The 22,498-nt window shown below is 55.2% G+C and carries 21 protein-coding genes, 1 tRNA gene and 1 pseudogene; 7 read left to right on the top strand and 16 right to left on the bottom strand.

The window, feature by feature from the left end; translation table 11 throughout:
- Positions 1-33: 33 nt before the first annotated feature.
- Complete coding sequence (locus tag B3729_RS18890) at positions 34-1,074, top strand: NADP-dependent oxidoreductase (RefSeq protein WP_019365081.1); 1,041 nt, start codon at positions 34-36, stop codon at positions 1,072-1,074.
- 48 nt (positions 1,075-1,122) lie between these two features.
- Here B3729_RS18890 and bcsG read toward each other — a convergent pair.
- The 4 genes and pseudogenes from bcsG to B3729_RS18910 all read right to left on the bottom strand — a co-directional run bounded on the left by bcsG (position 1,123) and on the right by B3729_RS18910 (position 5,544).
- A pseudogene (gene bcsG / locus B3729_RS18895) lies at positions 1,123-2,808 on the bottom strand (cellulose biosynthesis protein BcsG).
- Positions 2,809-2,897: 89 nt separating this feature from the next.
- Positions 2,898-3,101: a hypothetical protein gene (locus tag B3729_RS18900; protein ID WP_122042779.1), complete on the bottom strand. Its 204-nt coding sequence runs from the start codon at positions 3,099-3,101 to the stop codon at positions 2,898-2,900.
- Positions 3,091-4,656 carry a cellulose biosynthesis protein BcsE gene (bcsE, locus tag B3729_RS18905; RefSeq protein WP_286788690.1) on the bottom strand — a complete coding sequence of 522 codons (1,566 nt, stop codon included), beginning with the start codon at positions 4,654-4,656 and terminating at the stop codon, positions 3,091-3,093. The genes B3729_RS18900 and bcsE overlap by 11 nt, the downstream gene beginning before the upstream one ends.
- A gap of 798 nt (positions 4,657-5,454) precedes the next feature.
- Positions 5,455-5,544 (bottom strand) — tRNA-Ser (locus B3729_RS18910).
- 202 nt (positions 5,545-5,746) lie between these two features.
- Here B3729_RS18910 and B3729_RS18915 point away from each other — a divergent pair.
- Complete coding sequence (locus B3729_RS18915; RefSeq protein WP_286788691.1) at positions 5,747-6,442, top strand: crotonase/enoyl-CoA hydratase family protein; 696 nt, start codon at positions 5,747-5,749, stop codon at positions 6,440-6,442.
- Positions 6,443-6,797: 355 nt separating this feature from the next.
- Here the strand turns inward: B3729_RS18915 and B3729_RS18920 are convergent, their stop codons facing one another.
- From B3729_RS18920 to aroC, 9 genes are all read right to left on the bottom strand, one after another.
- Entirely contained in the window at positions 6,798-7,685 is an 888-nt protein-coding gene (locus B3729_RS18920; RefSeq protein WP_125887960.1) for an AEC family transporter, read from the bottom strand.
- 150 nt (positions 7,686-7,835) lie between these two features.
- Positions 7,836-8,171 carry a ribonuclease E inhibitor RraB gene (locus B3729_RS18925; RefSeq protein ID WP_010798007.1) on the bottom strand — a complete coding sequence of 112 codons (336 nt, stop codon included), beginning with the start codon at positions 8,169-8,171 and terminating at the stop codon, positions 7,836-7,838.
- Between the two features lie 250 nt (positions 8,172-8,421).
- On the bottom strand, positions 8,422-9,282 hold the full coding sequence (gene speE / locus B3729_RS18930) for a polyamine aminopropyltransferase (RefSeq protein ID WP_125887959.1): 861 nt from the start codon (positions 9,280-9,282) through the stop codon (positions 8,422-8,424).
- A 102-nt stretch (positions 9,283-9,384) separates the two neighbouring features.
- Entirely contained in the window at positions 9,385-9,600 is a 216-nt protein-coding gene (locus tag B3729_RS18935) for a PLD nuclease N-terminal domain-containing protein (RefSeq protein WP_010798005.1), read from the bottom strand.
- 94 nt (positions 9,601-9,694) lie between these two features.
- Positions 9,695-10,378: an acireductone synthase gene (mtnC, locus tag B3729_RS18940; RefSeq protein ID WP_239380580.1), complete on the bottom strand. Its 684-nt coding sequence runs from the start codon at positions 10,376-10,378 to the stop codon at positions 9,695-9,697.
- Positions 10,375-10,926 (bottom strand): 1,2-dihydroxy-3-keto-5-methylthiopentene dioxygenase, encoded by a 552-nt coding sequence (locus B3729_RS18945; RefSeq protein WP_150347592.1) that lies wholly within the window; start codon positions 10,924-10,926, stop codon positions 10,375-10,377. The genes mtnC and B3729_RS18945 overlap by 4 nt, the downstream gene beginning before the upstream one ends.
- Positions 10,923-11,540, bottom strand: coding sequence for a methylthioribulose 1-phosphate dehydratase (locus B3729_RS18950; protein WP_286788692.1), 618 nt, complete (start codon positions 11,538-11,540; stop codon positions 10,923-10,925). The genes B3729_RS18945 and B3729_RS18950 overlap by 4 nt, the downstream gene beginning before the upstream one ends.
- Positions 11,500-12,681, bottom strand: coding sequence for an MFS transporter (locus tag B3729_RS18955; protein ID WP_019365090.1), 1,182 nt, complete (start codon positions 12,679-12,681; stop codon positions 11,500-11,502). The genes B3729_RS18950 and B3729_RS18955 overlap by 41 nt, the downstream gene beginning before the upstream one ends.
- A gap of 126 nt (positions 12,682-12,807) precedes the next feature.
- On the bottom strand, positions 12,808-13,899 hold the full coding sequence (gene aroC / locus B3729_RS18960) for a chorismate synthase (protein ID WP_286788693.1): 1,092 nt from the start codon (positions 13,897-13,899) through the stop codon (positions 12,808-12,810).
- 175 nt (positions 13,900-14,074) lie between these two features.
- Between aroC and B3729_RS18965 the strand changes: the two genes are divergently transcribed.
- Both B3729_RS18965 and B3729_RS18970 read left to right on the top strand, forming a co-directional pair.
- Positions 14,075-15,040, top strand: coding sequence for an alpha/beta hydrolase (locus B3729_RS18965; RefSeq protein ID WP_286788753.1), 966 nt, complete (start codon positions 14,075-14,077; stop codon positions 15,038-15,040).
- A gap of 57 nt (positions 15,041-15,097) precedes the next feature.
- A complete protein-coding gene (locus tag B3729_RS18970) occupies positions 15,098-15,904 on the top strand; it encodes a hypothetical protein (protein WP_286788694.1) in 807 nt (268 codons plus the stop codon).
- Positions 15,905-16,058: 154 nt separating this feature from the next.
- On the opposite strand, the gene B3729_RS18975 is transcribed toward B3729_RS18970, so the two are convergent.
- Positions 16,059-17,552, bottom strand: a complete 1,494-nt coding sequence (locus B3729_RS18975; RefSeq protein ID WP_286788695.1) for a RimK family protein — start codon at positions 17,550-17,552, stop codon at positions 16,059-16,061.
- A gap of 197 nt (positions 17,553-17,749) precedes the next feature.
- On the opposite strand from B3729_RS18975, the gene B3729_RS18980 reads away from it, so the two are divergent.
- Both B3729_RS18980 and B3729_RS18985 read left to right on the top strand, forming a co-directional pair.
- Positions 17,750-18,868 carry a GNAT family N-acetyltransferase/peptidase C39 family protein gene (locus tag B3729_RS18980; protein ID WP_286788696.1) on the top strand — a complete coding sequence of 373 codons (1,119 nt, stop codon included), beginning with the start codon at positions 17,750-17,752 and terminating at the stop codon, positions 18,866-18,868.
- 101 nt (positions 18,869-18,969) lie between these two features.
- Positions 18,970-19,149 carry a hypothetical protein gene (locus tag B3729_RS18985; RefSeq protein WP_010797995.1) on the top strand — a complete coding sequence of 60 codons (180 nt, stop codon included), beginning with the start codon at positions 18,970-18,972 and terminating at the stop codon, positions 19,147-19,149.
- A gap of 76 nt (positions 19,150-19,225) precedes the next feature.
- Here B3729_RS18985 and B3729_RS18990 read toward each other — a convergent pair whose 3' ends face one another.
- Together B3729_RS18990 and B3729_RS18995 are read right to left on the bottom strand one after the other, a co-directional pair.
- Complete coding sequence (locus B3729_RS18990) at positions 19,226-19,915, bottom strand: CatB-related O-acetyltransferase (RefSeq protein ID WP_409438638.1); 690 nt, start codon at positions 19,913-19,915, stop codon at positions 19,226-19,228.
- Between the two features lie 112 nt (positions 19,916-20,027).
- Positions 20,028-21,317: a mechanosensitive ion channel family protein gene (locus B3729_RS18995; RefSeq protein WP_197870229.1), complete on the bottom strand. Its 1,290-nt coding sequence runs from the start codon at positions 21,315-21,317 to the stop codon at positions 20,028-20,030.
- Between the two features lie 211 nt (positions 21,318-21,528).
- Between B3729_RS18995 and B3729_RS19000 the strand changes: the two genes are divergently transcribed.
- Positions 21,529-22,431 carry an AraC family transcriptional regulator gene (locus B3729_RS19000; protein ID WP_286788697.1) on the top strand — a complete coding sequence of 301 codons (903 nt, stop codon included), beginning with the start codon at positions 21,529-21,531 and terminating at the stop codon, positions 22,429-22,431.
- Positions 22,432-22,498 lie beyond the last annotated feature (67 nt).

The raw sequence follows: 22,498 nt of genomic DNA on the forward strand, positions 1-22,498 counted from the left end.
GCGCTGACCCTGGATGATCCACAGGAGTGAGACATGACCCAATCCCAAAACGAAAATCGCCGCATCGTAATGGCCTCGCGCCCGCAAGGCGCACCGACGCAAGAGAACTTTCGTCTGGAGCGCGAGCCTCGCCCTGAGCCAAAAGACGGTGAAGTATTGCTGCGCACGGTCTACCTGTCTCTCGACCCCTACATGAGGGGCCGGATGAGCGATGCGAAATCTTATGCCGATCCGATGCAAGTGGGCGATGTGATGGTAGGAGGCACGGTTTGCCGCGTGGAAAGCTCCCGACATCCGGATTACAAGGAAGGCGAATGGGTATTAGCTGCTAATGGCTGGCAGGATTATGCCGTCTCCAATGGCGATGGTCTCAACAAGCTCGGCGATAACCCGGAGCATCCCTCTTGGTCATTGGGCGTTCTTGGAATGCCTGGTTTTACTGCTTACATGGGGCTGCTTGATATTGGACAGCCCAAGGAGGGTGAAACCGTTGTGGTTGCCGCGGCCACCGGTCCCGTTGGCTCGACGGTGGGACAGATTGCCAAGCTCAAGGGCTGCCGCGTTGTAGGAATCGCGGGCGGAGCCGAAAAATGCCAGCATGCCGTAGAAGCCCTGGGCTTTGATGAATGCATCGACCACCGGAGTGAGCATTTTGCCGAGGCACTGGCCAAGGCCTGCCCTAAGGGTATCGACGTGTATTTTGAAAACGTAGGCGGCAAGGTATTCGATGCGGTTCTGCCTCTCCTGAACACCAAGGCACGCGTACCGGTGTGCGGTCTGATCGCCACTTACAACAAGGATCCAAAGGATCTGCCTGACGGCAAGGATCGCCTCCCGATGCTGGAGGCTACGTTCCTGCACAAGCGCATTCGCATGCAAGGGTTCATCATCACCATGGACTATGGCGACCGTTACGGTGAGTTCCTGGAAAACATGACGCCCTGGGTAAGCGAAGGCAAGATCAAGTACCGCGAGCAGATCGTGGACGGTCTGGAAAACGCCCCTGACGCGTTTACGGGCCTCCTGGAAGGCAAGAACTTTGGTAAGCTGGTCGTCCGGGTCGGCAACGACTGAAGCTAGCGCCAGAAAGGCCAGCCGTACATAACGACTGGCCTTTCTCGCTTACTTCCCCCGCTGCGGATACTTGATCCAGCTTTTACCATCCAGCCTCAAATAATGCGTGTTGTTGAAACGCATCATCACACTGCCTTCGTTTTCCGCCACCACATGATCCAGCTGCGGCAGGCTGGTAATAACGGCATTCAGGTCGAAATTCGGATTTTTCCAGGCAGCGCCATCCACCAAGTGATTGATCAATTCCGACAACGCAAAGTAGCTGGCAGGCGTACGGATATGAACAGGCGCCCCACTCAACGTCGCCTTGGCATTGATGAGTTTGACGCCGGCCGGAATGTGCGTCACGGTAGGGCTTGGAATTTCTCGCATTCCCTTGATCTGCATGAGATCGCCTCGCAATGCGGCGCCATGCTCGGACACGATCACCAGCAGAACCGGCTTTCCAGAAGCTTGGAGGCGATCCATAAATCCGCTCAGGTCATCTAATACGTTTTGCAGACGCGGCTTGTATTCTGCCGTGACCGTCTTGCCGGACGTTGGATCAATGACCCGATTCCCGTCGTGCAGCGAGATTGTGTTGTAGAACATCGCCTCGCGCGCTGACGCATTGTCTAGTCGCTATTGCCACCATTTGGAGAGCACTTGTCCATCACGGTAAATGGGCGAGCCATCAAAGCCCGTCATGACGGGCCGCAAGTCTCCAAACGGGAAAAGAGTCGCCTGCATATCACCGTTGTCTTTGACCTGCCCGATCAGGTTATCGAAGCGACCGGTATGGTTCATGACCATGGCCTCGTCAAAACCCAACTGCTTGAGATTTTCGAAGAGAAAGCACTGTTTGCTGGCAGGCTGATACAACCCGGCATTAGGCAACTGGCCGCAGCTCGCTCGAAGCAGCCTCAATACAGCCGGTCCGCTGTAAGTAGCGGCCGAATTGAAGTCATCAAACAGCACGTCCATCTTGTTCCAGAGCGGATGCTGACTGAGTCCGACATCCTCCATGTCGTCCCAGGCCAACGAGCAGATATTCAGGATCAGCACGTCAAAGGGGGCCGCGTCGTTACCTAGAGCTGGAGGGAACTGGCTGACCAGAGTGCTCTGATGGGTATAAAAATCATTGAGTGTTGCATTGAGATTAGCATCGGTTGGCTCTACCGTTCCGCCCGCCACCGGCCTGGGCACAGGCGACGCCTGCCCTCCAGGCTGTACAGCCGTGGTTGGGACGTCTACAAGTGCTGGTCCCGCGGCAGGGTTTGATGAACGCCAGAAGGTTGTCTGGCCAGCCATCAGAATCGCTACCAAGGCTACAACCGTTACCGCCGTGAAACGTATCCACTGACTGAAGAACAGGTACCCCACCAACAGCACGAGACCTGCGGCCAGCCAGGAAGTATTAATGAACCGCCCTACCAGCTCAAGGATATAGTCAAAACTGAACGCCGATATCTCAGCAGACTGGGCAAAGAGCCGACTGACAGGGGGTAGCCAGGTGTCATATAGATAAAGCGACACGCCAATGGGAATCGCCACGACATGCCTCAGACGGTGCAGCCATACCGGCGGCAGCGGCACCAACAGAAAAGCCGCAAAGGCCAAATTCTCCAACGCATGAAAATTTAGCAGGCCTTGCCAGACCAGCACGAATTTGGTGAGGAAGTAATAATTCCAGAAGCCCAACCCTCGCCAGTATTGAAGCGCGGTGGGTGGCGGCAGCAGTGGTCTATCGGTCATAAACACATCTTCAATCAAGGCGTCCTGCCCGCTCAAGGCGATAGCGAGGCGTAGTCGAATGGATGACGGAGCATAAACGTCCGTCAGGTTTACTGATTACCCCGCCCTTTTGTCTCGCCATCACGAATCTTGCCCCCTTTAAGCTCTATCGAGGGTTTCAGGTAACGAGGCCTTTGTGTCTTGTGAAATATCCAATCCAGTATGGCCTTCCAAGCCGAGCGCAGCAAAAAGCCCGCCAGAAAGGCCAGAATGCCGGTCAGAATAACAGCGTAGTGAAACAGCTCATCGCTCATGGGTTGCAGTCCTCTTTACCATAAGCGAAACACGCCTCAATACAGGCTGTGGCTCACCCGATTCGGGAGAGACATCTTTGATGTCAGCCGGCTCAGCAATACCTTTGAGCCGGAAGGCAAGGTCATCCGTATAGTCATGCTGGGCCGGTAGCGCATTCATTCGACTCAGCTCCAGCCCCAACCGCTCGGCGCTGTCATAAATCTCGACACTCGATGCCAGCGTATCGACAGAAACACGAAAAATATTTCGCAAGGCCGGTTCGATATCATTAAGGCGACACGCAAACAGATACAGGTACAAGCTTTGCTCGACCACCGTCACGAAATCGCCACGACGCTTCATGTCGCACTGTGCCAATAGATCCAGAGCGGTCAGACCATGGGCGGGCTTGAGCTTTAATACCATGCCGGGCAGCTCATCTTGTACGATGCGCTCCAGCTCGGCCTGTACACTGCCAATAAAAGTCTCTGCAGCCACATAGCCACGCATGAACTGGGGACGTAATGCCTGCAGGAGCTTATCGAAGTCCGTATCGCCCGTTCGCCGATAAATCTGTCCTTGTACACTTTGCAACTGACTAAAGAAACGGGATACATCGTTCAGGTACGGCACAACGAGGTTGGTACCCGCTGAAAAGAACAGCCGTTCATCCACGTGGCGAAGACACTGACTGATTTCACGAATCACAATCTTGAGCCGATTGCCTCGGGCAGCGCGTAAGCCATGGATCTGTCTTGCCAGCTCCTCTACCTTGCCCGCAGTTGCAATGCCCAGCACTACCGTAGCGGCATGGGCGCCATGGGCTGCATTAAGCAGATCTTCCAGTGAGTCAAACAGCTGCCAATGCCGGGAGGGTGCCTGTCGGCCTGCCAGGCATTCTCGCCAGGCCAGAACCACCTCGTCATCACGGTTACTGGTAGACACTTCCACATCAGCGGCATTGGCCAGTCGCAGGCCGGACTCACTCAGCTCAAGTGAGAAGTCAGCATGAAAAACGCCACCTTCCCCGCTACGCCAGTGATCAATATGGTAATGCACATGAAAGGCATGACGCTCCATTTCACCCAGGCCGGATAACTCATCACTTAGTGGCGCCAGACGTGTCCGCTGCTGGACACCATCTCCTACCCCAATCATGAGCCATGTAGCCTTGTGCTTACGGACCCATCCGGCCAGATGAGCCAGCCGCTTTTTCAGCGCAGCCTCGGTCAGACTGTCCAATTGGCGAACATCGTACTGCACCACGATCAGCCGGCCGGCCAACCTGCCATACCATTCAAGCTCTTCGGTCAACCGCTCCAGCCAGCGCTCATGGTTCTGTTCAGCTAGCGTATAAAACCGGACGTTAGTTTTATGAGCCAGCAGAACGTCGAACCAGCTGTCCTTGGGCCGGTCAGGCAATACGCAAATTGACGATACGTCCGAAGCCTGCTCATGGAGGGTTGACAGCAGCAACGTATCGGCCACCAGAGCCTGGTTAACCAACAACCAGTACAGGCCAGGCTGGCGCATATGGCCATATTGTTGAGGTAGGGAATGAATAGCGATGTGCAAACTGTTCGCCTTTGCCTGAAGATAAACACAGCATTGCAGACAACCCAGCGAACATCCAGTTGGCCACACGCCACAATCCCGGTTTTTGACAGTACCTAGGGGAGAAAGTCAGCCTAGCCCTTCAATAGCCAGCAACTTGGCAAACAACAGTCGAGCGATTAAGCAGCGACCTTATAACCGCACCTACCACCATCCTTCCCGTACAGCCTTCAGGCCATCAGAAGTTTTGGCCATAAAAGGCAAGTCGCGGCGGACATGTCGCCACGACACGCTGCGGCTTGAGTCAACAGCGTCGGTGAAACAACCTCTTTCTTGATCTAAATCAAGACGTAAGACAGGAAAAGAAGATCTGACAAACGGTCAAGCCGTGCGGGAATGTTTGGGAAATTCCGTATCTAATACTCATCACGGAAAACGCTGCTCTTTGATCATGAAGTCACTTCTTCACCTGTCGGATCTCTCGCTTGGACGCTACCAGGTCAATACAGTGGTCGATTGCGATGGTAGCCTGACCATTACTGCAGCTCCTGTAACGGGGAATTCTCCGCTCACCTGGAAGCTGACCTCAGCGCAAGTCCAGAACCCTTTGCTGATGGACACTGTGCTAACAGACATAGAGCGTGAACTTCGCAAACCACCTTCTTTCAGCGAACCCTGCCTGCCAGATCTGACACTCGCAACTTACGCCCCAAGCGCTCGGTATCTAAAACGCTGACATCCTGCCCGTATATTCGGCAGAAATTTCACCCAGAATGCACAAAACCCCTGGAGCTTTCGCTCTCAGGGGTTTTGTTAATCTGGCGGTGAGGGTGGGATTCGAACCCACGATACGATTTCTCGTATACACACTTTCCAGGCGTGCTCCTTCAACCGCTCGGACACCTCACCAGAATTTATCTCAACGTCTGCGTCGTTGAGGTGCGCTACTATATCCATGTAGTTTTGAAATGGCAAATTTTTTTTAATGTATTCATGCATTTAAATCAGAAAGCCCAGTTCATGCGTGACCAAGCAGTCAACCAAACGGCTTTACGTGACTCGAAACAGTCGTTACGTTCGCCACAATATTAATAACGACAACGGCTCACTCATGAACGCACTTGTTTCTTATCGCTATGAATCCCCTGTTGCAACGCTTACGCTGAATAACGGCAAGGTCAATGCGCTCTCGCCAGCTGTTATCGATGCGCTGAACGAGGCCCTCGATCAGGCCGAAAAGGACAAAGCCATTGTGGTCATTACAGGCCAACCGGGAATCCTCTCCGGGGGCTTCGATCTGAAGGTCATGATGAGCGGCCCGCAGCAGGCGATCGACCTAGTCACAATGGGGTCTCGTCTGTCACGTCGTCTGTTGTCCCACCCCTTCCCCGTGATAGTTGCATGTGGTGGTCATGCCGTTGCCAAAGGTGCCTTCCTGTTGTTGTCGGCGGACTACCGGATTGGCGTCAAAGGCGCCTTTACCATAGGGCTGAATGAAGTCGCTATTGGTATGACAATGCATCAGGCGGGTATTGAAATCGCACGCGACCGGTTGCCCCGTCCCGCCTTTCAACGAGCCGTGATTGGTGCTGAAATGTTTTCACCTGAAGCGGCTGTCGAAGCAGGCTTTCTGGATGAAGTCGTAGCGCCAGAAGCGTTGGAAGACGCTGTTCACCGCGCCGCTATGCGCCTGAGCAAGCTCAACATGTCAGCCCATGGGAACACGAAGGTAAAGGCCAGAGCGCCATTACTGTCCGCACTGGATGACGCTATCGCCCTGGACGCCCAACACTTCGGCCGCGCCTGACAATCATCAGACAAACGGCACGCTGTCACGAAACCTCTGTGAAACGCGTCTATAACAGTGAAAAGACGCTGTACAGCGCTCCTTTTAATCGCTAAACATCATTAAGTAGGAGATTTAGAAAAGCTTTAGATCTAAACAGGCTGTAACTTGCGACCTAGTCTCGACTCAATGTGATATGGCCCTTGCGAGGGCCATACAAATGCCGACAGAGCAATCGAGCTTCTCCCTATAAGAAGAAAGGGCTTGAGTCATGTTAAGAGAACCGACACCCAAGTGGCGGCAAGCGAGTCTTGTGCTGATCATCACCACCATCGTACTTGTACTTCCCAACCTGACTCGCCTGTTGGGAGGCTGATTATCCTGTGGCAGGCAGCCACCATGCCAGCATCAGCGGCAAGAACCCAAACGCCAGTATGGTTGAACACAATACGAGACTGGCTACTTCCTGGGGAGACCGGTTAGCGCGTAGGGCATAGAGATAGTTGAAAACCGCTACGGGCATGGATGACTGGGTGACGAGGACAGCATGGGCCAGAGGTGGCAGATGTAGCGCCCAACCCACCAGCCAGCCCACAAGAGCACCCAGACATAGCCGGATTCCACCGAATAGGAAGCCGGACCCCAGGTGTTGTGGCCGTATGCTGGCCAGTGACACGCCCAGCGTAATAAGCATGAGCGGAATGGCAAGGCCGGACATGAGGTCGACGGTATTGGCAATCCAGCGCGGCAGTTGGGCATCAAGCATCATGAGTGATAATGCAATCGCTACGCTGATCATGATGGGATTTCCCAGCAGCATCTTGAGCGAGCGCTCGCCGGACATCCAGAAGATCCCTAAACTGAAATTACCGATCGACAAGACCAGATAAAATGCCACGGCCAGCGTCATGCCTTGCTCGCCAAACGCATACAGGCACACCGGCAAGCCCATGTTGCCTACATTGGGAAACATGAATGCCGGGGCTAATACCTTCCAGTCTCGCTTGAAGACACGGGCAAGCCCATAGGCTGCCAACCCCATGATCGCGCAGATAACCACGCAGGCCAGGGCCATTTGCCCAAAGCTGTGCTTGTCGATATGTGCATGCCCCAGTGTCGCCAAGACCAGACAGGGAGAGGCTACGTTGAAGACCAGGCGGGAGATGAAGTCAGTGGGATATTCATAGCCCCAGCGCTTCCAGAAATAGCCGATACCTGCGCCAATGAGCACAGGCGCCATGACCGCGAATAACTCTGACAGCATGCCTTTCTCCCCTGAATCAAGGGTTCATTATGCCCTCTTGAGCAAGAACGGGGAGTAGTAAATCGGTAGTGCAAGACGTGAGATCAAACGGAGCATATGGCAGAAACTAAAATGAGGCATGACACGAACGGCCATGCCTCGACGTCAGGATCAGGTCCTCCTGATTTCCTGGGTTACGCCCCAGCCATCCAACGTTCCGCCAAGAGGACTGACGACGGCCTCAAGATCAGACTCGAAATCGTCAATTGTCGTATAGGTAGCAAACATGACCTTACTGACCTGTAAGTGCCACCCACCCTCTTCGTGCGGGATTATCTGAGCGTTCAACGACTCTCCCTTGAATTGACATGCAGCCTCTCGGGCCTGTTTTTCATCAGGAAAAATAGCGAAGAAATCGATGGGATGTATGCGTGAGAAGTCGAAACCACCCTCCTTCATCTGCCGGAGCACAGTAAGGCTTACATCATCGGAGATGTTTAAAGGCATAGGGCACCTCCTGCTCATTGAATGGGATTTTTAGTTAATGCGATAGAGCGTGATAGAGGCGTTGCAACGGTGATCGCCGGTATCAGCGAAGCCACTCGCAGAGCCCTTTCAACTAAAAGAACGCCAACACAAACGCCTGACGTATAGCATTGCACACAACTAAAAGAGAGCTTTGAGGCGGCACCGGTTCCTTGGATAGCGACGAGTGGTGCGTGCCCTGCAAATGATCACAGGGCACCTTCCGAAAGTATCAGGCGTTGGAAGTCTTGCCAATGGCGCCTAGTACATATTGAGGCAGCGCAAAGGCACCAATATGGATGTCGGCATTGTAATAGCGCGTAACAATGCCGGAGACTACGAACCGTTCGCGTAGGGTATCTACCGGCACGAAACGTTTGCCAGCGTCTCGGCTGCCCCAGGCAAAGGTCATCGCGCCGCCAATGTAGGTCGGTACGGCAGCCTGATAGAAATGCCAGTCAGCAAAGAGCCCGTTGACCCGGCTTGCTGTGGTCTTCACTTCGTCAAGCTGCATGAAGGGCGTGCCGTTCTGCGTGACAAGGATTCCACCTTCATTCAGGCAGCGATGGCAGGCCTGATAAAAGTTTTCCGAGAACAGTACTTCACCCGGGCCAATGGGATCGGTCGAGTCGGAAATGATCACATCGAAACGGTCAGTGGTATTTGCCACGAAGCGCATACCGTCATCGATGACAAGGTTGAGACGCGAATCGTCAAATGCGCCATTGGAGTGATTGGGCAGATAGGTTTTGCACATGTCGACCACGGCCGCATCGATTTCCACCATGGTGATGTGCTCGACACTCTTGTGCTTGGCCACTTCCCGCAGGATGCCGCCGTCACCGCCACCGATGATCAGGACACGCTTGGCCTGACCATGGGCAAACAACGGCACATGGGTAAGCATCTCGTGGTAAATGAATTCATCGGCTTCGGTCGTCTGGATTACGCCGTCCAGCGCCATGACGCGTCCCATGCGGGCATTCTTGAAAATAACGAGTTGCTGGTGCTCGGTACGAACCTCATGGAGCAGCTCGTCCATGCGAAAGCGTTGGCCATAGCCGTCATATAGAGTTTCTAGATAATCTTTCATTGAGAGGTCTCCCGTTCCTCGGATGGGCGGAACGGAAAACGCCCGCCCTGGAAAAGGCGGGCATTGTAAGGGCAATGCGTGACGGTCTCCAGACGCGTTCTATTACCCTTTATGCGTTGGCGCCGATACGGACGTACTTCCGCGAGGACCCGCAAGCCCCCAGGCAATCAGCCCCACGACTGGCAGAATGATGATAAGCAGTGTCCAGAAGATCTTCTTGTTACTGGTGCTGTCGCTGCGAATGACGCTGACGATAGCCCAGATATCCAGCAAGAAGACGATGAAACCGATGACACCGCCTATAGTTGAGTTAATCATGGGTGCTCTCCAATTCAGTTCCGGTAAAATTGGGACTGCGCACCCGAGGCGGTAGTTCGCCTTAAACGACCGAATGTCGCTGATACCCCTTTTGTCAGAGCGTCAGAGGGTCGATTTCAGCAAAGCTTTTCACGCAAGGGTGACCGGCCAGATCGCCGCCCTCGCGAACCAGGCCACAGGTTTTCATACCGGCAGACCGGGCAGCATCCAGCTCCTCGACAACATCCGATAAGAAGAGAATTTCATCTGCCTGATGCGTGGTTGCGCTGGCGATACGGCTATAGGAAGCGGCTTCACGCTTGCCTCCGGTCATCGTATCGAAGTAGCCGGAAAACAGCGGCGTCAGGTCTCCAGCCTCGGAACAACCGAAGATGAGCTTTTGCGCCTGCACAGAGCCGGAAGAATAGACGTAAAGCGCAATCCCCAGCGCATGCCAGCGCCGAAGGGCTTCGACGGCATCCGGATAGACGTGCCCTTTCAGCTCGCCGGCCTTGTAGCCCTGTGCCCAGATCATGCCTTGCAAGGCCTTGAGCGGTGTAACCTTACGATCCTCAGCGATCCAGCCCAGCAGAATCTCGATGACGCGCTCGGTATCGGCAGTCAACTCCCCGGCCTCGGCGCGCACCGCATCCAGCTGCTCTGCCACTGCCACCTCCTGAGCATGCTCACGCACATAGTCCGGCAGATGCTTGGCTGCAAAAGGAAACAGGACATCAAAGACAAAGCTGACCGCGCTGGTCGTGCCCTCGATATCGGTCAGGATAGCGCGAATGGTCATGCATCTGCCTCCAGGCGTGGAAAACGGGAAGCAATGTCTTCCCCGGTGAACTGGGCGATCCATCCCTCAGGATTATTGAACAGCCGGATCGCAACAAAGTTAGGCTCTTCGCTCATATCGAACCAGTGCGGTGTACCGGCGGGTACTGAAATCAGGTCATTCTTCTCGCACAGTACGGCATAGATATATTCGCCGATATGCAAGGTAAAGAGGCCACGCCCGGCTACGAAAAAGCGGACCTCATCCTCTGCATGACGATGCTCGTCTAGAAACTTGGCGCGCAGCTCGGCTTTCTGAGGATGATCAGCCTTCATGCTGATCACATCCACGGTCTGATAGCCGCGTTCCTGGATAAGACGATCGATCTCGGGACGATAGGCAGCAATCACTTCTTCCTGGCTCGCCCCCGGCGCTACAGGCGCCGTGGCCTGCCAGCGTTCGAATCGAACGCCTACTTCGGCCAGCGTTGCCGCGATATGGTCGCTCTGGGTCAGGACCTTGTTGGGCTGCTCGGGATGGGACTCATGGTAGACAGTCAGGCGGCTCATGTCCGGATACTCAATATTTTAAGTTCACATTCGAAAAGAAACTCGAACGCCTCGATCTGGCGCAAGGCATCGCTCATACGAGCCCCCCAAGTATAGAGACCATGACCACGAATCAAATACCCCACGCAGTCTGGATGCGTGTCGAGCCATGTCTGAACATGCGTGGCAAGCTGGGCGATGTCCTGATCGTTTTCAAAGATCGGTACCAGTACCCTGCCCTCGTGGGTCGTGATACCGCTGAAGGCCTTCTGCAGCTCATAGTCATGCAGTACCAGCGCCTCGTCGGCAACCATCCGGGACAGAACCGTGGCATTAACCGAATGCGTATGCAGCACCGCGCCAATCTCCGGCTTCCATCGATACAGCTGGGTATGCAGCAGCGTTTCGGCCGACGGCTTCTTGCCGGGCTCCAGGCTGTTACCTTCCAGGTCCGTTACGAGCACATCATCCAGGCCCAACTGTCCCTTGTGCTTGCCTGAGACTGTAAGCAACGCGCGGGTCTCGGACAGCCGGGCAGAGTAATTGCTACTGGTTGCTGGAGACCATCCCCGACTGTAGAGAAACTGACCCGCCTCAATGATTTGCTGCGCCAGCAGCTCCCGATGATTCATCATGATGTCGATCTTCCAAACGCGTAATGATCATGCATGCCCCCACCAGCGCTGCCAGGCTGGCGAAGCCGAATGTCCAGGCAGGACCCAACACCTGCCAGCTATAACCGGAGTAAAACGCCCCCAAGGCGCCTCCGGTTCCCGACAGTGCAGCATACAGTGCCTGCCCCTGCCCTTGATGTCTGTTTCCGAAACGGCGCTGGATGAAATGGATCGCCGACGCATGAAAACAACCAAATGTAGCCGCATGAATGACCTGGGCAAAGAGCAGAACCCCCAGGTGATCGGCAAGATGACCCAACAGCAGCCAGCGCAGCGCTGCAAGCAGAAAGCTGGCCGCAAGTACCTGTCTCAGGCTGAACAGGGTCAACAAACGAGGCATGACCAAAAAGATCAGCACCTCCGCCACAACCCCTACTGCCCACAAGAGACCGATCGTGCCGCGAGCATAACCCAGGTTTTCCAGGTGTATCGTTAGAAAGGTGTAATAAGGCCCATGGGAGAGCTGCATGAGGCAGGCCCCCAAATAAAAAGCCATGACGCCCGGTTGACGCAGACAACCCATGAGTCCGCCTTCGCTTCCGCTGTTTTCCAGTTTTACCGCAAGAGGCGACGGAACCCAGATACTGCCTATGACAATACCGGCCATGATGACCAGCAGGCCGGCTGGGTACAGATCAAGACTGAAATGCTCGAACAGCTTGCCCAGCCCTACCACTGCTGCAATAAACCCGACGGATCCCCAGAGGCGAACGCGGCTATACAGCGAAGCCTGTTCACGCAGGTGTGCCAGGGTAATGGCTTCAAACTGTGGCAGCACCGCGTGCCAGAAGAACGCATGGGCCGCCATGACCAGGGCGAGCCAGGCGTAGCTATGACTGAGGTAGATTCCCGCAAAGCAGATGAGCGTGCAGCAGGCGCCGAAACGAACAATGGTCAACCGCTTACCGGTACGGTCGCCCAGCCACCCCCAGAGATTGGGCGCCAGGCAGCGCATCAGCATGGGAATAGCGACCAGTTGACCGATATGCTCGCTGGAAAACCCCAAATGATGAAAATAGAGCGACAGAAACGGCGCCGTTGCGCCCAGCAAGGCGAAGTAGAAGAAATAGAAGCTGGACAGACGCCAATAAGGAATCGGCATTGACTCACGTGTATTCATGCAGTGCCCGAGTAGGCCGGTACAGCTGATCAGCGGCGTGCCTATTCATGCAGCTGCCCTCCACGGGCAGCTGCAGTTGAACCTGTCTATAGGCTGATAAGCCCGCAATCAGAGCTGACCCAGGACAGGCGTTCCTACGTGAACATCCGCATTCTGGGCACGATGTCGCAGGTAGTGATCCATCAGGACGAGCGCCATCATCGCCTCGGCAATGGGGGTGGCCCGAATACCAACGCAAGGATCGTGGCGGCCCTTGGTTATCACATCAACGGGCTGGCCATTCACATCGATGGAGCGGCCAGACGTGGTAATGCTTGAAGTAGGCTTGAGCGCCAGATGCGCTACGATTGGCTGCCCCGAGGAAATGCCTCCCAGTACGCCGCCGGCGTTGTTGCTGAGAAAGCCTTCGGGGGTCAGCTCATCGCGGTGCTCGGTGCCCCGCTGCGCTACACTGGCAAATCCGGCACCAATCTCAACGCCTTTCACGGCGTTGACGCTCATGAGTGCATAAGCCAGCTCGGCATCCAGGCGATCGAAAATCGGCTCACCCAGGCCCGGCGGAACGCCGTCGGCCACGACCGTAACCCGGGCACCTATCGAATCCTGATCGCGACGCAGCTGATCCATGTACGCTTCCAGCTCCGGCACCTTGTCTGGATCAGGACAGAAGAACGCATTCTCCTCCACACTATCCCAGGTCTTGAACGGAATTTCGATAGGACCGAGCTGGCTCATGTAGCCCCGGACACGGATGCCCTTGGTCGCCAGAAACTTCTTGGCAATGGCGCCAGCCGCAACCCGCATGGATGTTTCACGAGCAGAGCTGCGGCCACCGCCACGGTAGTCACGCAACCCGTATTTATGGTGATAGGCATAGTCCGCGTGAGCTGGGCGGAACAGGTCCTTGATGGCAGAGTAGTCCTTTGACTTCTGGTCGGTGTTGCGAATCAGCAAAGCGATAGGCGTACCCGTGGTGACGCCTTCGAACACGCCAGACAAGATCTCGACCTCATCCGGCTCCTGGCGCTGGGTAGTATGCCGACTGGTGCCCGGCTTGCGACGGTCCAGATCATGTTGAAGGTCAGCCAACGCCAACGGCAGCCCCGGTGGGCATCCGTCTACAATCGCGACCAGCCCGGGCCCATGGCTCTCGCCAGCCGTGGTAACAGTGAACAATGTGCCAAAGGTATTGCCGGACATGTCGCAAAGCTCCGCAGAATCGATGGACCGGAGCCTATCCAGCGCCGGCACAGAAAGCGAACGAGTATACCTTCTGGCTTTCCCGAGTTCATCTTTAGAACCCTAACCGTTACGCTGCGTCCAATTACGGGTTACCGGAACCGTCCGGTGCCCTTTGTTTATGGTCATGAGTGCTGTGATGTCCCGCCTGTTTGTTCTGCTGTGTTGCCTTCTGACGCTACCCGCATTCGCGGCCAGGGGGCCGATCCTGTATCACCCTATTAACCTTGAGACGGCCAACGGAACGCTGTATGGCAGCCTGGTCATGCCGGAAAGTCACAAGCCACAGCCGGTAGCTCTTATCATTGCAGGTTCCGGGCCTACAGACCGTGACGGCAATAACCCCATGGCGCGTAACTTTGCCTTGAAACGCCTGGCCGAGGCCCTGGCTGAGAACGGTATTGCCAGCGTTCGCTATGACAAGCGTGGCGTTGCCCAAAGTACGCCTGCTGCGCCACGAGAAGAAGACTTGAGCGTCCCACGCTATGTTGCAGATATCGTCGCGTGGTCGAAAAAGCTCCACTCAGACCCGCGTTTTACAAAATTGATCCTGATCGGCCATAGCGAAGGCGCCCTCATGGCCAGCCTCGCTGCCAACGATGCAGGTGCCGATGCCCTGATTACCTTGTCGGGAAGTGGCCGCCCTATCGACGACGTGTTGCGCGAGCAATTGGCAACCAAGCTGTCCCCTGCGCTGCTGGCCAGCGCACAATGGATCATGGATCAGCTGGATAAAGGCCAGATGCAGCTTCAGGTACCGGAGCCCCTGATGGTGCTGTTTCGCCCTAGCGTTCAGCCTTACCTGATCACCCTCTTCCGGGAGAATCCCGCCCAGGCCTTCGCTCAGGTCAAGGCTCCGGCATTGATCATCCAGGGCAAGCATGACATTCAGGTAGACATCAAGGATGCCGAGGCGCTTAAACGGGCAAGGCCCGAGGCCGAGCTGGCGCTGATTCCAGGCATGAACCATATGCTCAGAATCACGCCAGCCAATGTCGAAGCTCAGCTTTCCACCTACAACAACCCGGATCTTCCATTAGCGGGTGAATTGGTGGAACGAATGACCGTCTTCATTCAGGAAAAAGTCTCTAGTCCACGCTAATTTGGCCGATATAGCGATTTGAATTACCCCATGCGGAGGTAGAAAAGGATCGCGGCCATGACTGAAACCGATATTGAAGAACCCACTACCGCCGAGGAAACCGCCCCCGAGAAGCAGACGCATCCGTGGGCCGAGCTCGGACCGGAACACTTTTACCTGCTGCGTCTGGCACCGTTACCTACGGACCGTATTACCGGGCCACGCCCGCTGCGCTTCGTGCAGTTTGGCAAGACCGAACGGCATGGAGACGATCTGAGCGTTTTATCGTTGAGCATTCAGCTGCCCGGACAGCGCGTTCACCGTGATCAAAACTTCCTGAATATCTGGGCTGATCACGAGAACAAGGAGATCCGCTTCACCGCCGAACCCGGCGGACTTGAAGGCGGACTGTTGCAAGTCGAGCCATCCAATCGTGGCCTGGGCCGCTTTCTGTTGGCTCAGGGCATTGCATGGGCCAAGACCAAGTGGGGCCACTACAAGGTGGCCAACCTTGACCTGCCAGCCCGTGATGGATTCGTAGAAGAGATGCGCAAGCGCCGCGACCATGCGCTGGAAGCCCAGGGCTTTACCCTTACCTATCTTGAAGGGCAAACACTCAAGGCCATCTGCAGCACGCCCAAGGCCAGCGAGCTGAAAAGCGAATGGAACATGGATAAGGTGCAGGTGCTTTCTCTGCTGGATGTAGGCAGCATGCTGGAACAGGCCGACAAGAACCTGCATGAGCGTGACCTCAGCCTGTTCAAACTGCAGGAGCAGATTGCCGCCTACCGTCGTGACGACGCGGGCCTCAAGTTCACCATGGCGTGCCTGACGGCGTTCTGTCTCTTCGAGGCCGGGCTGCTGATCTGGATGGTGTTTCATTGAGCCAAAAGGCTTCAGGCGTTACAGCTACGCCTGAAGCCTATGTTTTATCGGCACTCTTTCGGCACGTGCTTACCTGGGATTGAGAACTCTCTCTAGGACTCCAACCGCTCTGCGGGATACTTTAGCGTCCAAATGTTTTTAAGAACATCAGCGATCACCAACGCTGACCGTTGCGCTGCAACTCCAACCGGCGAATGAACTCCTCCAGAATCAACGCATACAGATCATCCTTCAGGACGGCATCCTCGATCCCTGAGTCGATATTGGGATTGTCGTTGACCTCGATGACCGCCATTCGCTCGCCCGCCTGCTTGAGGTCAACTCCGTACAGGCCGTCGCCGATAAGGTTGGCAGTACGAACCGCCAGCTCGACCACTTCATGAGGTGCCTCCTGAATGGGTACGGTACGAAAGTCACCACTGCTCTCGACCGCACCGGCGCTGTGATCGTAGATCTGCCAATGCCCTTTCGACATGAAGTACTGACAGGCAAAGATCGGCTCCTGGTTGAGCACGCCTATGCGCCAGTCATAGTCGGTATAAAAGAACTCCTGGGCCAGGAGCAGCACGGAGCGCTCGAACAACTCGGCGCTCGCCTTGTTCAACTCCTCCTGATTGGAGACCTTCATAACGCCACGCGAGAACGAACCATCCGGAATTTTTAGCACCAGCGGAAAGCCCAGCCGCTCCCCTACCGTTGCCAACTGGGCGGCATTGTCCTTGTACAGGATTTCCGTCTTGGGCATGTCCAGCTTGTGTGCCTTGAGCAAATCCGCCAGATAGACTTTATTGGTGCATCGCAGGATCGAGCGGGGATCATCCATTACCACCAACCCCTCGCTTTCCGCTTTTTTGGCGAAACGATACGTGTGGTGATCGATGGCAGTTGTCTCACGGATAAATAGCGCATCGAACTCCGAAAGACGCGAGTAATCCTTTTTCTCGATCAACTCGACATCAATTCCCAGGCGCCTGCCAATCCGGACAAAGCTCTTCAGAGCCTTGGCATCAGAAGGCGGAAACGCTTCTTTCGGGTCATGCAGGATGGCCATTTCGAAACGATATTTTTCTCTTACGCGCGGCTTGAGCCAGACCTGCCGACTAAAACCATCCAGGGCGTTGGCAAAAAGGTCTTCCTGAGCTTCGTGCAGCTTATGTATGGCTCCCAGCTTGACGCCTCCAATATGCCAGCCCTCACGATTGCGGCGAAAATCCACGAGCAGCAGTGGACTGGGGAAAGCTTCAAACAGCTGGCGGGCCAGATCCTGCAAGGCTTCGATATCGGTTCGTCCAAAGTACAGGGTCAACGTGAACCCATCAGCACTGGCGTAGGGATGGCCCTTCAAGGCCTTGCTCAACAACCTGTCGAGATCTTCCAGAGCCAGGTTATAGATGGATTTACGGGAGAGCTCACTGATGGTGCGAACGGAGGGAATTACCTTGTGGCCACGAGCCTCTGCCAGTAATGAGCAGTAATACCCATGCCCCAGGTACTTCTGATTACGGCACAGGTTGATGATCTGCACGCGCTTGCCGTTATCTTGCTCATTTGACTGCTCAAGGTATTGCTGGGCAGTGATAACGTCTTCGCTCGGATAATAGGATGACCAATCCTCCTTGCGCTCGACGATGATATACAGCTTGCTCACGACACCTCCTCGGTGCAGATAATCGCCTTGGGAGCCTATTACCAACGTTCCTGTCAAACGACTCAGGTTCGGTCTGTACCAATTGATGGACAGACGAAAACTACGTAACACAGCCTCCATTAACCGCGGCTTAACCGCACTGCTGAGGCCCGAGCGACTGTCTCTGAGGCGCTTGACCTGGCTAGGGATTCACACAAATGAATTTCACGCTACGCCCTGCTGTTCACGAGGACCTCAACGCACTGGTTGAGCTGGAGAAACGGTGCTTTGACTACGACCGCCTTTCGCGGCGCAATTTCCAATGGATGCTGACTCGAGCCAATGCCTCTCTCACGCTGGTGGAAGAAGCTGGAAATACCCTGGGGTACGCCTTGGTTCTGTTTCACCAAAACACCTCCCTGGCGCGGCTGTATTCCATTGCCATCGACCCGGCAGCTCGGGGTCACAAGCTTGGGCAGCGCCTGCTCGAGGCGGCCGAGGCCTGTGCCATTGAGCGGGACTGTGCGTACATGCGTCTGGAGGTGCGCCCGGACAATACTGCAGCCATTGCCCTGTATGAACGCAATGGCTATCTTCCTTTTGCAACCGTCGATGACTATTACGAAGATCACAGTCAGGCGCTGCGCTTCGAGAAACGTATCCGTCAGCCCGGTGAAGGCCGGCTACGCAAGGTACCCTTCTATAGACAGACCACGGATTTCACCTGCGGCCCGGCCTCGCTTCTGATGGCCATGGGCGCGCTGGAGCCTGGGCGCCCGCTGGAGCGCTGGGAAGAGTTACGTCTCTGGCGTGAGGCTACCACCATTTACATGACTGCCGGCCACGGTGGCTGCGGGCCACACGGCTTGGCCCTGGCCGCCCGACGCCGCGGCTTTCGTGTGAAGTTACAGGTTAACACCCGCGGCCCTCTTTTCCTGGAAGGCGTACGCAGCGAAGAAAAACGTGACGTGATGCGGCTGGTGCATGAGGACTTCAGCCGGGAACTCAAACAGACTGATATTGAACGCCTGATTCGAACAAAGCTGGATATCCCGCAAATCATTGCCGATGGTGGTCTGCCATTGGTGTTGATCAGCAGCTTTCGCCTTATCCAGACCAAAGGCCCTCACTGGATCGCTGTAACCGGTTGCGACGAAGACTTCATTTACTTCCACGACCCAGACGTAGACCATAGCCAACATCGTCGGGAGCTGGACTGCCAACACATTCCGGTCAGTCATGCCGAGTTCGACAAACTCAGCCGCTTCGGCAAGAGCAAGCTGCGGGCTGCGGTGATCCTGTATCCTCCAGCCCCAGTGAAAAAGCCGGCAGCGTAAGGCGGTAGCGTACCGCTTCAGCGCCATAAGCCGGCTTCAATTTTAAGGTAGAAAAAGACGCTTGGTAACAACACTGACGCTGTTTCTAAAACGGAGCTCCTATGAGCACTTGGGTTCTTCTTGTGGTGACCCTTCTGAATACAACCAATCCTCATACCGATAAGGGCAGCTCGCCCATGGTCGCCATGCAGGAGTTCAATTCTCAGAAAACCTGCATGGATGCGCGGACCCAGCTGATAAAAATGAATCCCTCCATCAGTGCATCCTGCGTTCTCAAGTAACCGGCCCCTCTGACATAGCATGGCAAGCTGCCCAAAAGCGGCTAGGACGCCTGCCAGACGAGTTCTGGCAAATGAGTCAGCACACTCGACACCCTTTTCGGGTGATTTCCACCGTTTTGTATGCTGCTGGCGGTGCGCTGCCGGACACATGCTGCACGAAACGCTCTGGATCATCGAAAGGAAGCTGCCTGAGCGCCTCCGGGCTGAGCGTCCACCATTGAGACGCCAATAATCGCTCAATAAGCTCAGGCGCAAAGCGGTATCGAATGATCCTGGCCGGAGAACCCCCTACGATGGCATAAGGCGGCACATCCTTGGTAACCAGTGCTCGGGCAGCGATAACCGCACCGGTACCCACCGAGAGCCCATCCATAATCATGGCATCACGGCCAATCCATACATCATGGCCAATGACGCTCATCTTCTGCTTGCCTTGGTAAAGTAGCCCCGCCTCATCGGACGCGAACGGATGAGAAGTTGCCCAGTGAACGGGATGGGTATCCCGCTCCTGTCCGATCAGAACGTTGTTGCCAATCGAGCAAAAACGCCCGATAGACTGGACCAGATATAGCTCGCTGCCGCCTCGAATATAGGTATAGGCTCCAACAGAAAGATGACGGGCAGCCACATCCACAGGGCCGATCGAAACATGCTCTTCCAGTAGCAATGTGGTTCTGCTACTGAGGCCAAGAGGTCCGTTCGACAGCTTGCAGCCCTGCTTTCTGAGCCAGCGTTTCCAGTAGGCATTTCTGAATTCTTTTATCACGGCACCTTCTCAACCACCCGACACGCAAGCTGGAGCGTTGGCTTGACCCAGACGCTCCGTCGCTAGCTAGTATTACCCAGGTTGCACCGTCAAAGGTAAAAAGCGTCCCGGCCTATCGTATGGTCAGATGCTTGTCATCCAGCGACGTTACCGCGTTGATGGGTCGATCCGACGTCAGAAAGGCGCGCATGTCCGCCCCGCTGGGTTGTTGATAGATACGAAGCCCAAACTCCGGCAGGATCGCCAGCAAATGATCGAAAATATCGCTCTGGATATTTTCGTACTGCGCCCAGATCACCGTATTGGTAAAGCAGTACACCTCCAGGGGTAAACCGCTGGAGGTAGGATCGAGCTGGCGAACCAGTAGGGTCATGTCCTGCCGAAGGCCGGGATGGCTACGCAGGTAACGCTCCACATACACCCGAAATGTACCCAGGTTGGTAATACGACGCGTGTTGACAGGCTCCTGACCGCGCTCAGCCAGTTTATCATTCCACTCCTTCAGCTCCTTCTGCTTGTTGTCCAGGTAGTCCGCCAGCAAGCTGAAACGATGCAGATGTCGATACTCATCACCATCGATGAAATGCACGCTCTGCTGATCCAGAAAAAGGCTGCGCTTGATGCGGCGACCTCCGGATTCCTGCATACCGCGGTAGTTCTTGAACGCATCGGAGATGAAGCGCTTGGTAGGAATCGTGGTAATCGTCTTGTCGAAGTTCTGCACTTTGACCGTGTGCAAAGCGATATCGATGACATCCCCACTGGCGTTGAGCTGGGGCATCTCTATCCAGTCACCGATGCGCACGATGTCCCCGGATGAGATCTGTACGCTGGCCACCAGTGACAAGAGCGTATCCTGGAAGATCAATAGCAGCACAGCAGCCATCGCGCCCAATCCGGACAGGAGAATCAATGGCGAGCGATCAATCAGCGTGGCGATGATCAGAATGGATGCCAGGCAGAATATGCCGATCTTGAGGACCTGGATGTACCCCTTGATCGGCCGGAATCGCGCATCGGGACGGCGCTGGTAAACCGCATTGACAATATCGAGCAGATTACTGATCGCCAACACGATAGTAAGGATAATGAACGCGCTACACACGTTCCCAACTACTGTGACCAACGCCTCCGGCAGGCCGGGCACTGCGAGTATACCCGTCGAAAGGATCAAGGCTGGCACGACATTAGCCAGGCGCGCGATCATCGGGGTATTGGTGACCTCACTTTTAAGACCCAGCGAAGCACTGCTTAATAGCCGGTAAACACCCTTCACCAGAATACGCTTCACAATCCAGTTACATAACCAGGCAGCCAGCAGCAGCAAGGTCAGGCAGAACAGCGTGTAAAGCTCGGGATAGTTCCTGAGCCAGTTTAACGAGGCATCTAAATAAGTAGTCATAATCTTTGCTTTTTAGAGTCGCACCATCCTGATCCGGACGGCGGGGAGGCGTTACGGTAGCAAAATGCAACCGGCTTCTGTATGACCGGCGACAAACCGGCGTTACCTGACCCGGCATGGCCGTATCGTTGAGCCGCTAAAGACATTTCGGAGGAAGCAGACTATGCTGCGGTGGCCTTTTCCGTATAACCACAACACCACGGACCCGGCCATGACTCGACCTTTGCGCAAACGCGATCCGTCGTATGAACTGATGGACGACCTTAGCGGTCATTCGGTGATCTACCGCGAGCACGGTTTCCCCTGCCCTCTGGTTCGCTGGCATTTTCACAAGGAATACGAGCTGCATCTGATCATAGCCAGCTCGGGCACAGCCTTCATTGGCGACTATATCGGCAGCTTTTATCCTTACAGCCTGTTCTTGACCGGTCCTAACCTGCCCCATAACTGGATCAGCCAAGTAGCGGAAGGTGAGGTCATCGACAAGCGCGACATGCTGGTTAACTTTACCGATGAGACGCTTGAAAACGCGGCGACAGTTTTTCCTGAACTTAATGCACTGAACCCGCTACTTGAGCGCGCCCGTTTCGGCATTCAGTTCCACTGTTCGCGCACCATCAACGAATCGGCAGATCTTCTGCAGCGTATTGCCGAGACGCGGGGTGCCAGCCGTCTGGGTCACTTTTTCGTACTGATGGAACTGCTGGCGACCTGTGAGGATTATCACCTGCTGAGCGGCGCGCCGATTCGTTCGGAAGACGACGAACATACGCTGGACCGTACCAACAAGGCGCTTAACTTCATCTTCGAGCGCTATACCAGTGAGCTCACGCTTGAAGAAGCAGCAGAGCACCTGGGCATGACGCCTACCTATTTTTCCCGCTTCTTTCGCAAGGCTACCGGGCGGTGCTTTATTGAATTCGTGAACAGCCTGCGTATCAGCAAATCCTGCGAGCTGTTATCGCAAAGCGAAAAGGCCGTGACAGACGTCTGTTTCGAGTCAGGCTTCAATAACATTTCCAATTTCAATCGCCGCTTCCAGCAAATGAAAGGCATGACGCCTACGCATTATCGGCGCCTCACGGTAAAACGCTTGACCGAGCAGAACGTATAAACCGGGTCCGGGCGACTGCTCATTGCCTGCCAATACCTTGCAATTTCTGTCACGCAGGCTCAACGCC

Source organism: Pseudomonas sp. UBA3149, assembly GCF_002364655.1.
Classification (GTDB): Bacteria; Pseudomonadota; Gammaproteobacteria; order Pseudomonadales; family Pseudomonadaceae; genus Chryseomonas; species Chryseomonas luteola.

What these genes read in the sequence shown, in the direction of transcription:
- B3729_RS18890 (WP_019365081.1), top strand. Translation starts at nt 34, where the DNA reads ATGACCCAATCCCAAAACGAAAATCGCCGCATCGTAATGGCCTCGCGC.
- B3729_RS18900 (WP_122042779.1), bottom strand. Translation starts at nt 3,101, where the DNA reads ATGAGCGATGAGCTGTTTCACTACGCTGTTATTCTGACCGGCATTCTG.
- B3729_RS18915 (WP_286788691.1), top strand. Translation starts at nt 5,747, where the DNA reads ATGAACGCACTTGTTTCTTATCGCTATGAATCCCCTGTTGCAACGCTT.
- B3729_RS18920 (WP_125887960.1), bottom strand. Translation starts at nt 7,685, where the DNA reads ATGCTGTCAGAGTTATTCGCGGTCATGGCGCCTGTGCTCATTGGCGCA.
- B3729_RS18925 (WP_010798007.1), bottom strand. Translation starts at nt 8,171, where the DNA reads ATGCCTTTAAACATCTCCGATGATGTAAGCCTTACTGTGCTCCGGCAG.
- speE (WP_125887959.1), bottom strand. Translation starts at nt 9,282, where the DNA reads ATGAAAGATTATCTAGAAACTCTATATGACGGCTATGGCCAACGCTTT.
- B3729_RS18935 (WP_010798005.1), bottom strand. Translation starts at nt 9,600, where the DNA reads ATGATTAACTCAACTATAGGCGGTGTCATCGGTTTCATCGTCTTCTTG.
- mtnC (WP_239380580.1), bottom strand. Translation starts at nt 10,378, where the DNA reads ATGACCATTCGCGCTATCCTGACCGATATCGAGGGCACGACCAGCGCG.
- B3729_RS18945 (WP_150347592.1), bottom strand. Translation starts at nt 10,926, where the DNA reads ATGAGCCGCCTGACTGTCTACCATGAGTCCCATCCCGAGCAGCCCAAC.
- B3729_RS18950 (WP_286788692.1), bottom strand. Translation starts at nt 11,540, where the DNA reads ATGATGAATCATCGGGAGCTGCTGGCGCAGCAAATCATTGAGGCGGGT.
- B3729_RS18955 (WP_019365090.1), bottom strand. Translation starts at nt 12,681, where the DNA reads ATGCCGATTCCTTATTGGCGTCTGTCCAGCTTCTATTTCTTCTACTTC.
- aroC (WP_286788693.1), bottom strand. Translation starts at nt 13,899, where the DNA reads ATGTCCGGCAATACCTTTGGCACATTGTTCACTGTTACCACGGCTGGC.
- B3729_RS18970 (WP_286788694.1), top strand. Translation starts at nt 15,098, where the DNA reads ATGACTGAAACCGATATTGAAGAACCCACTACCGCCGAGGAAACCGCC.
- B3729_RS18980 (WP_286788696.1), top strand. Translation starts at nt 17,750, where the DNA reads ATGAATTTCACGCTACGCCCTGCTGTTCACGAGGACCTCAACGCACTG.
- B3729_RS18985 (WP_010797995.1), top strand. Translation starts at nt 18,970, where the DNA reads ATGAGCACTTGGGTTCTTCTTGTGGTGACCCTTCTGAATACAACCAAT.
- B3729_RS18995 (WP_197870229.1), bottom strand. Translation starts at nt 21,317, where the DNA reads ATGACTACTTATTTAGATGCCTCGTTAAACTGGCTCAGGAACTATCCC.
- B3729_RS19000 (WP_286788697.1), top strand. Translation starts at nt 21,529, where the DNA reads ATGACTCGACCTTTGCGCAAACGCGATCCGTCGTATGAACTGATGGAC.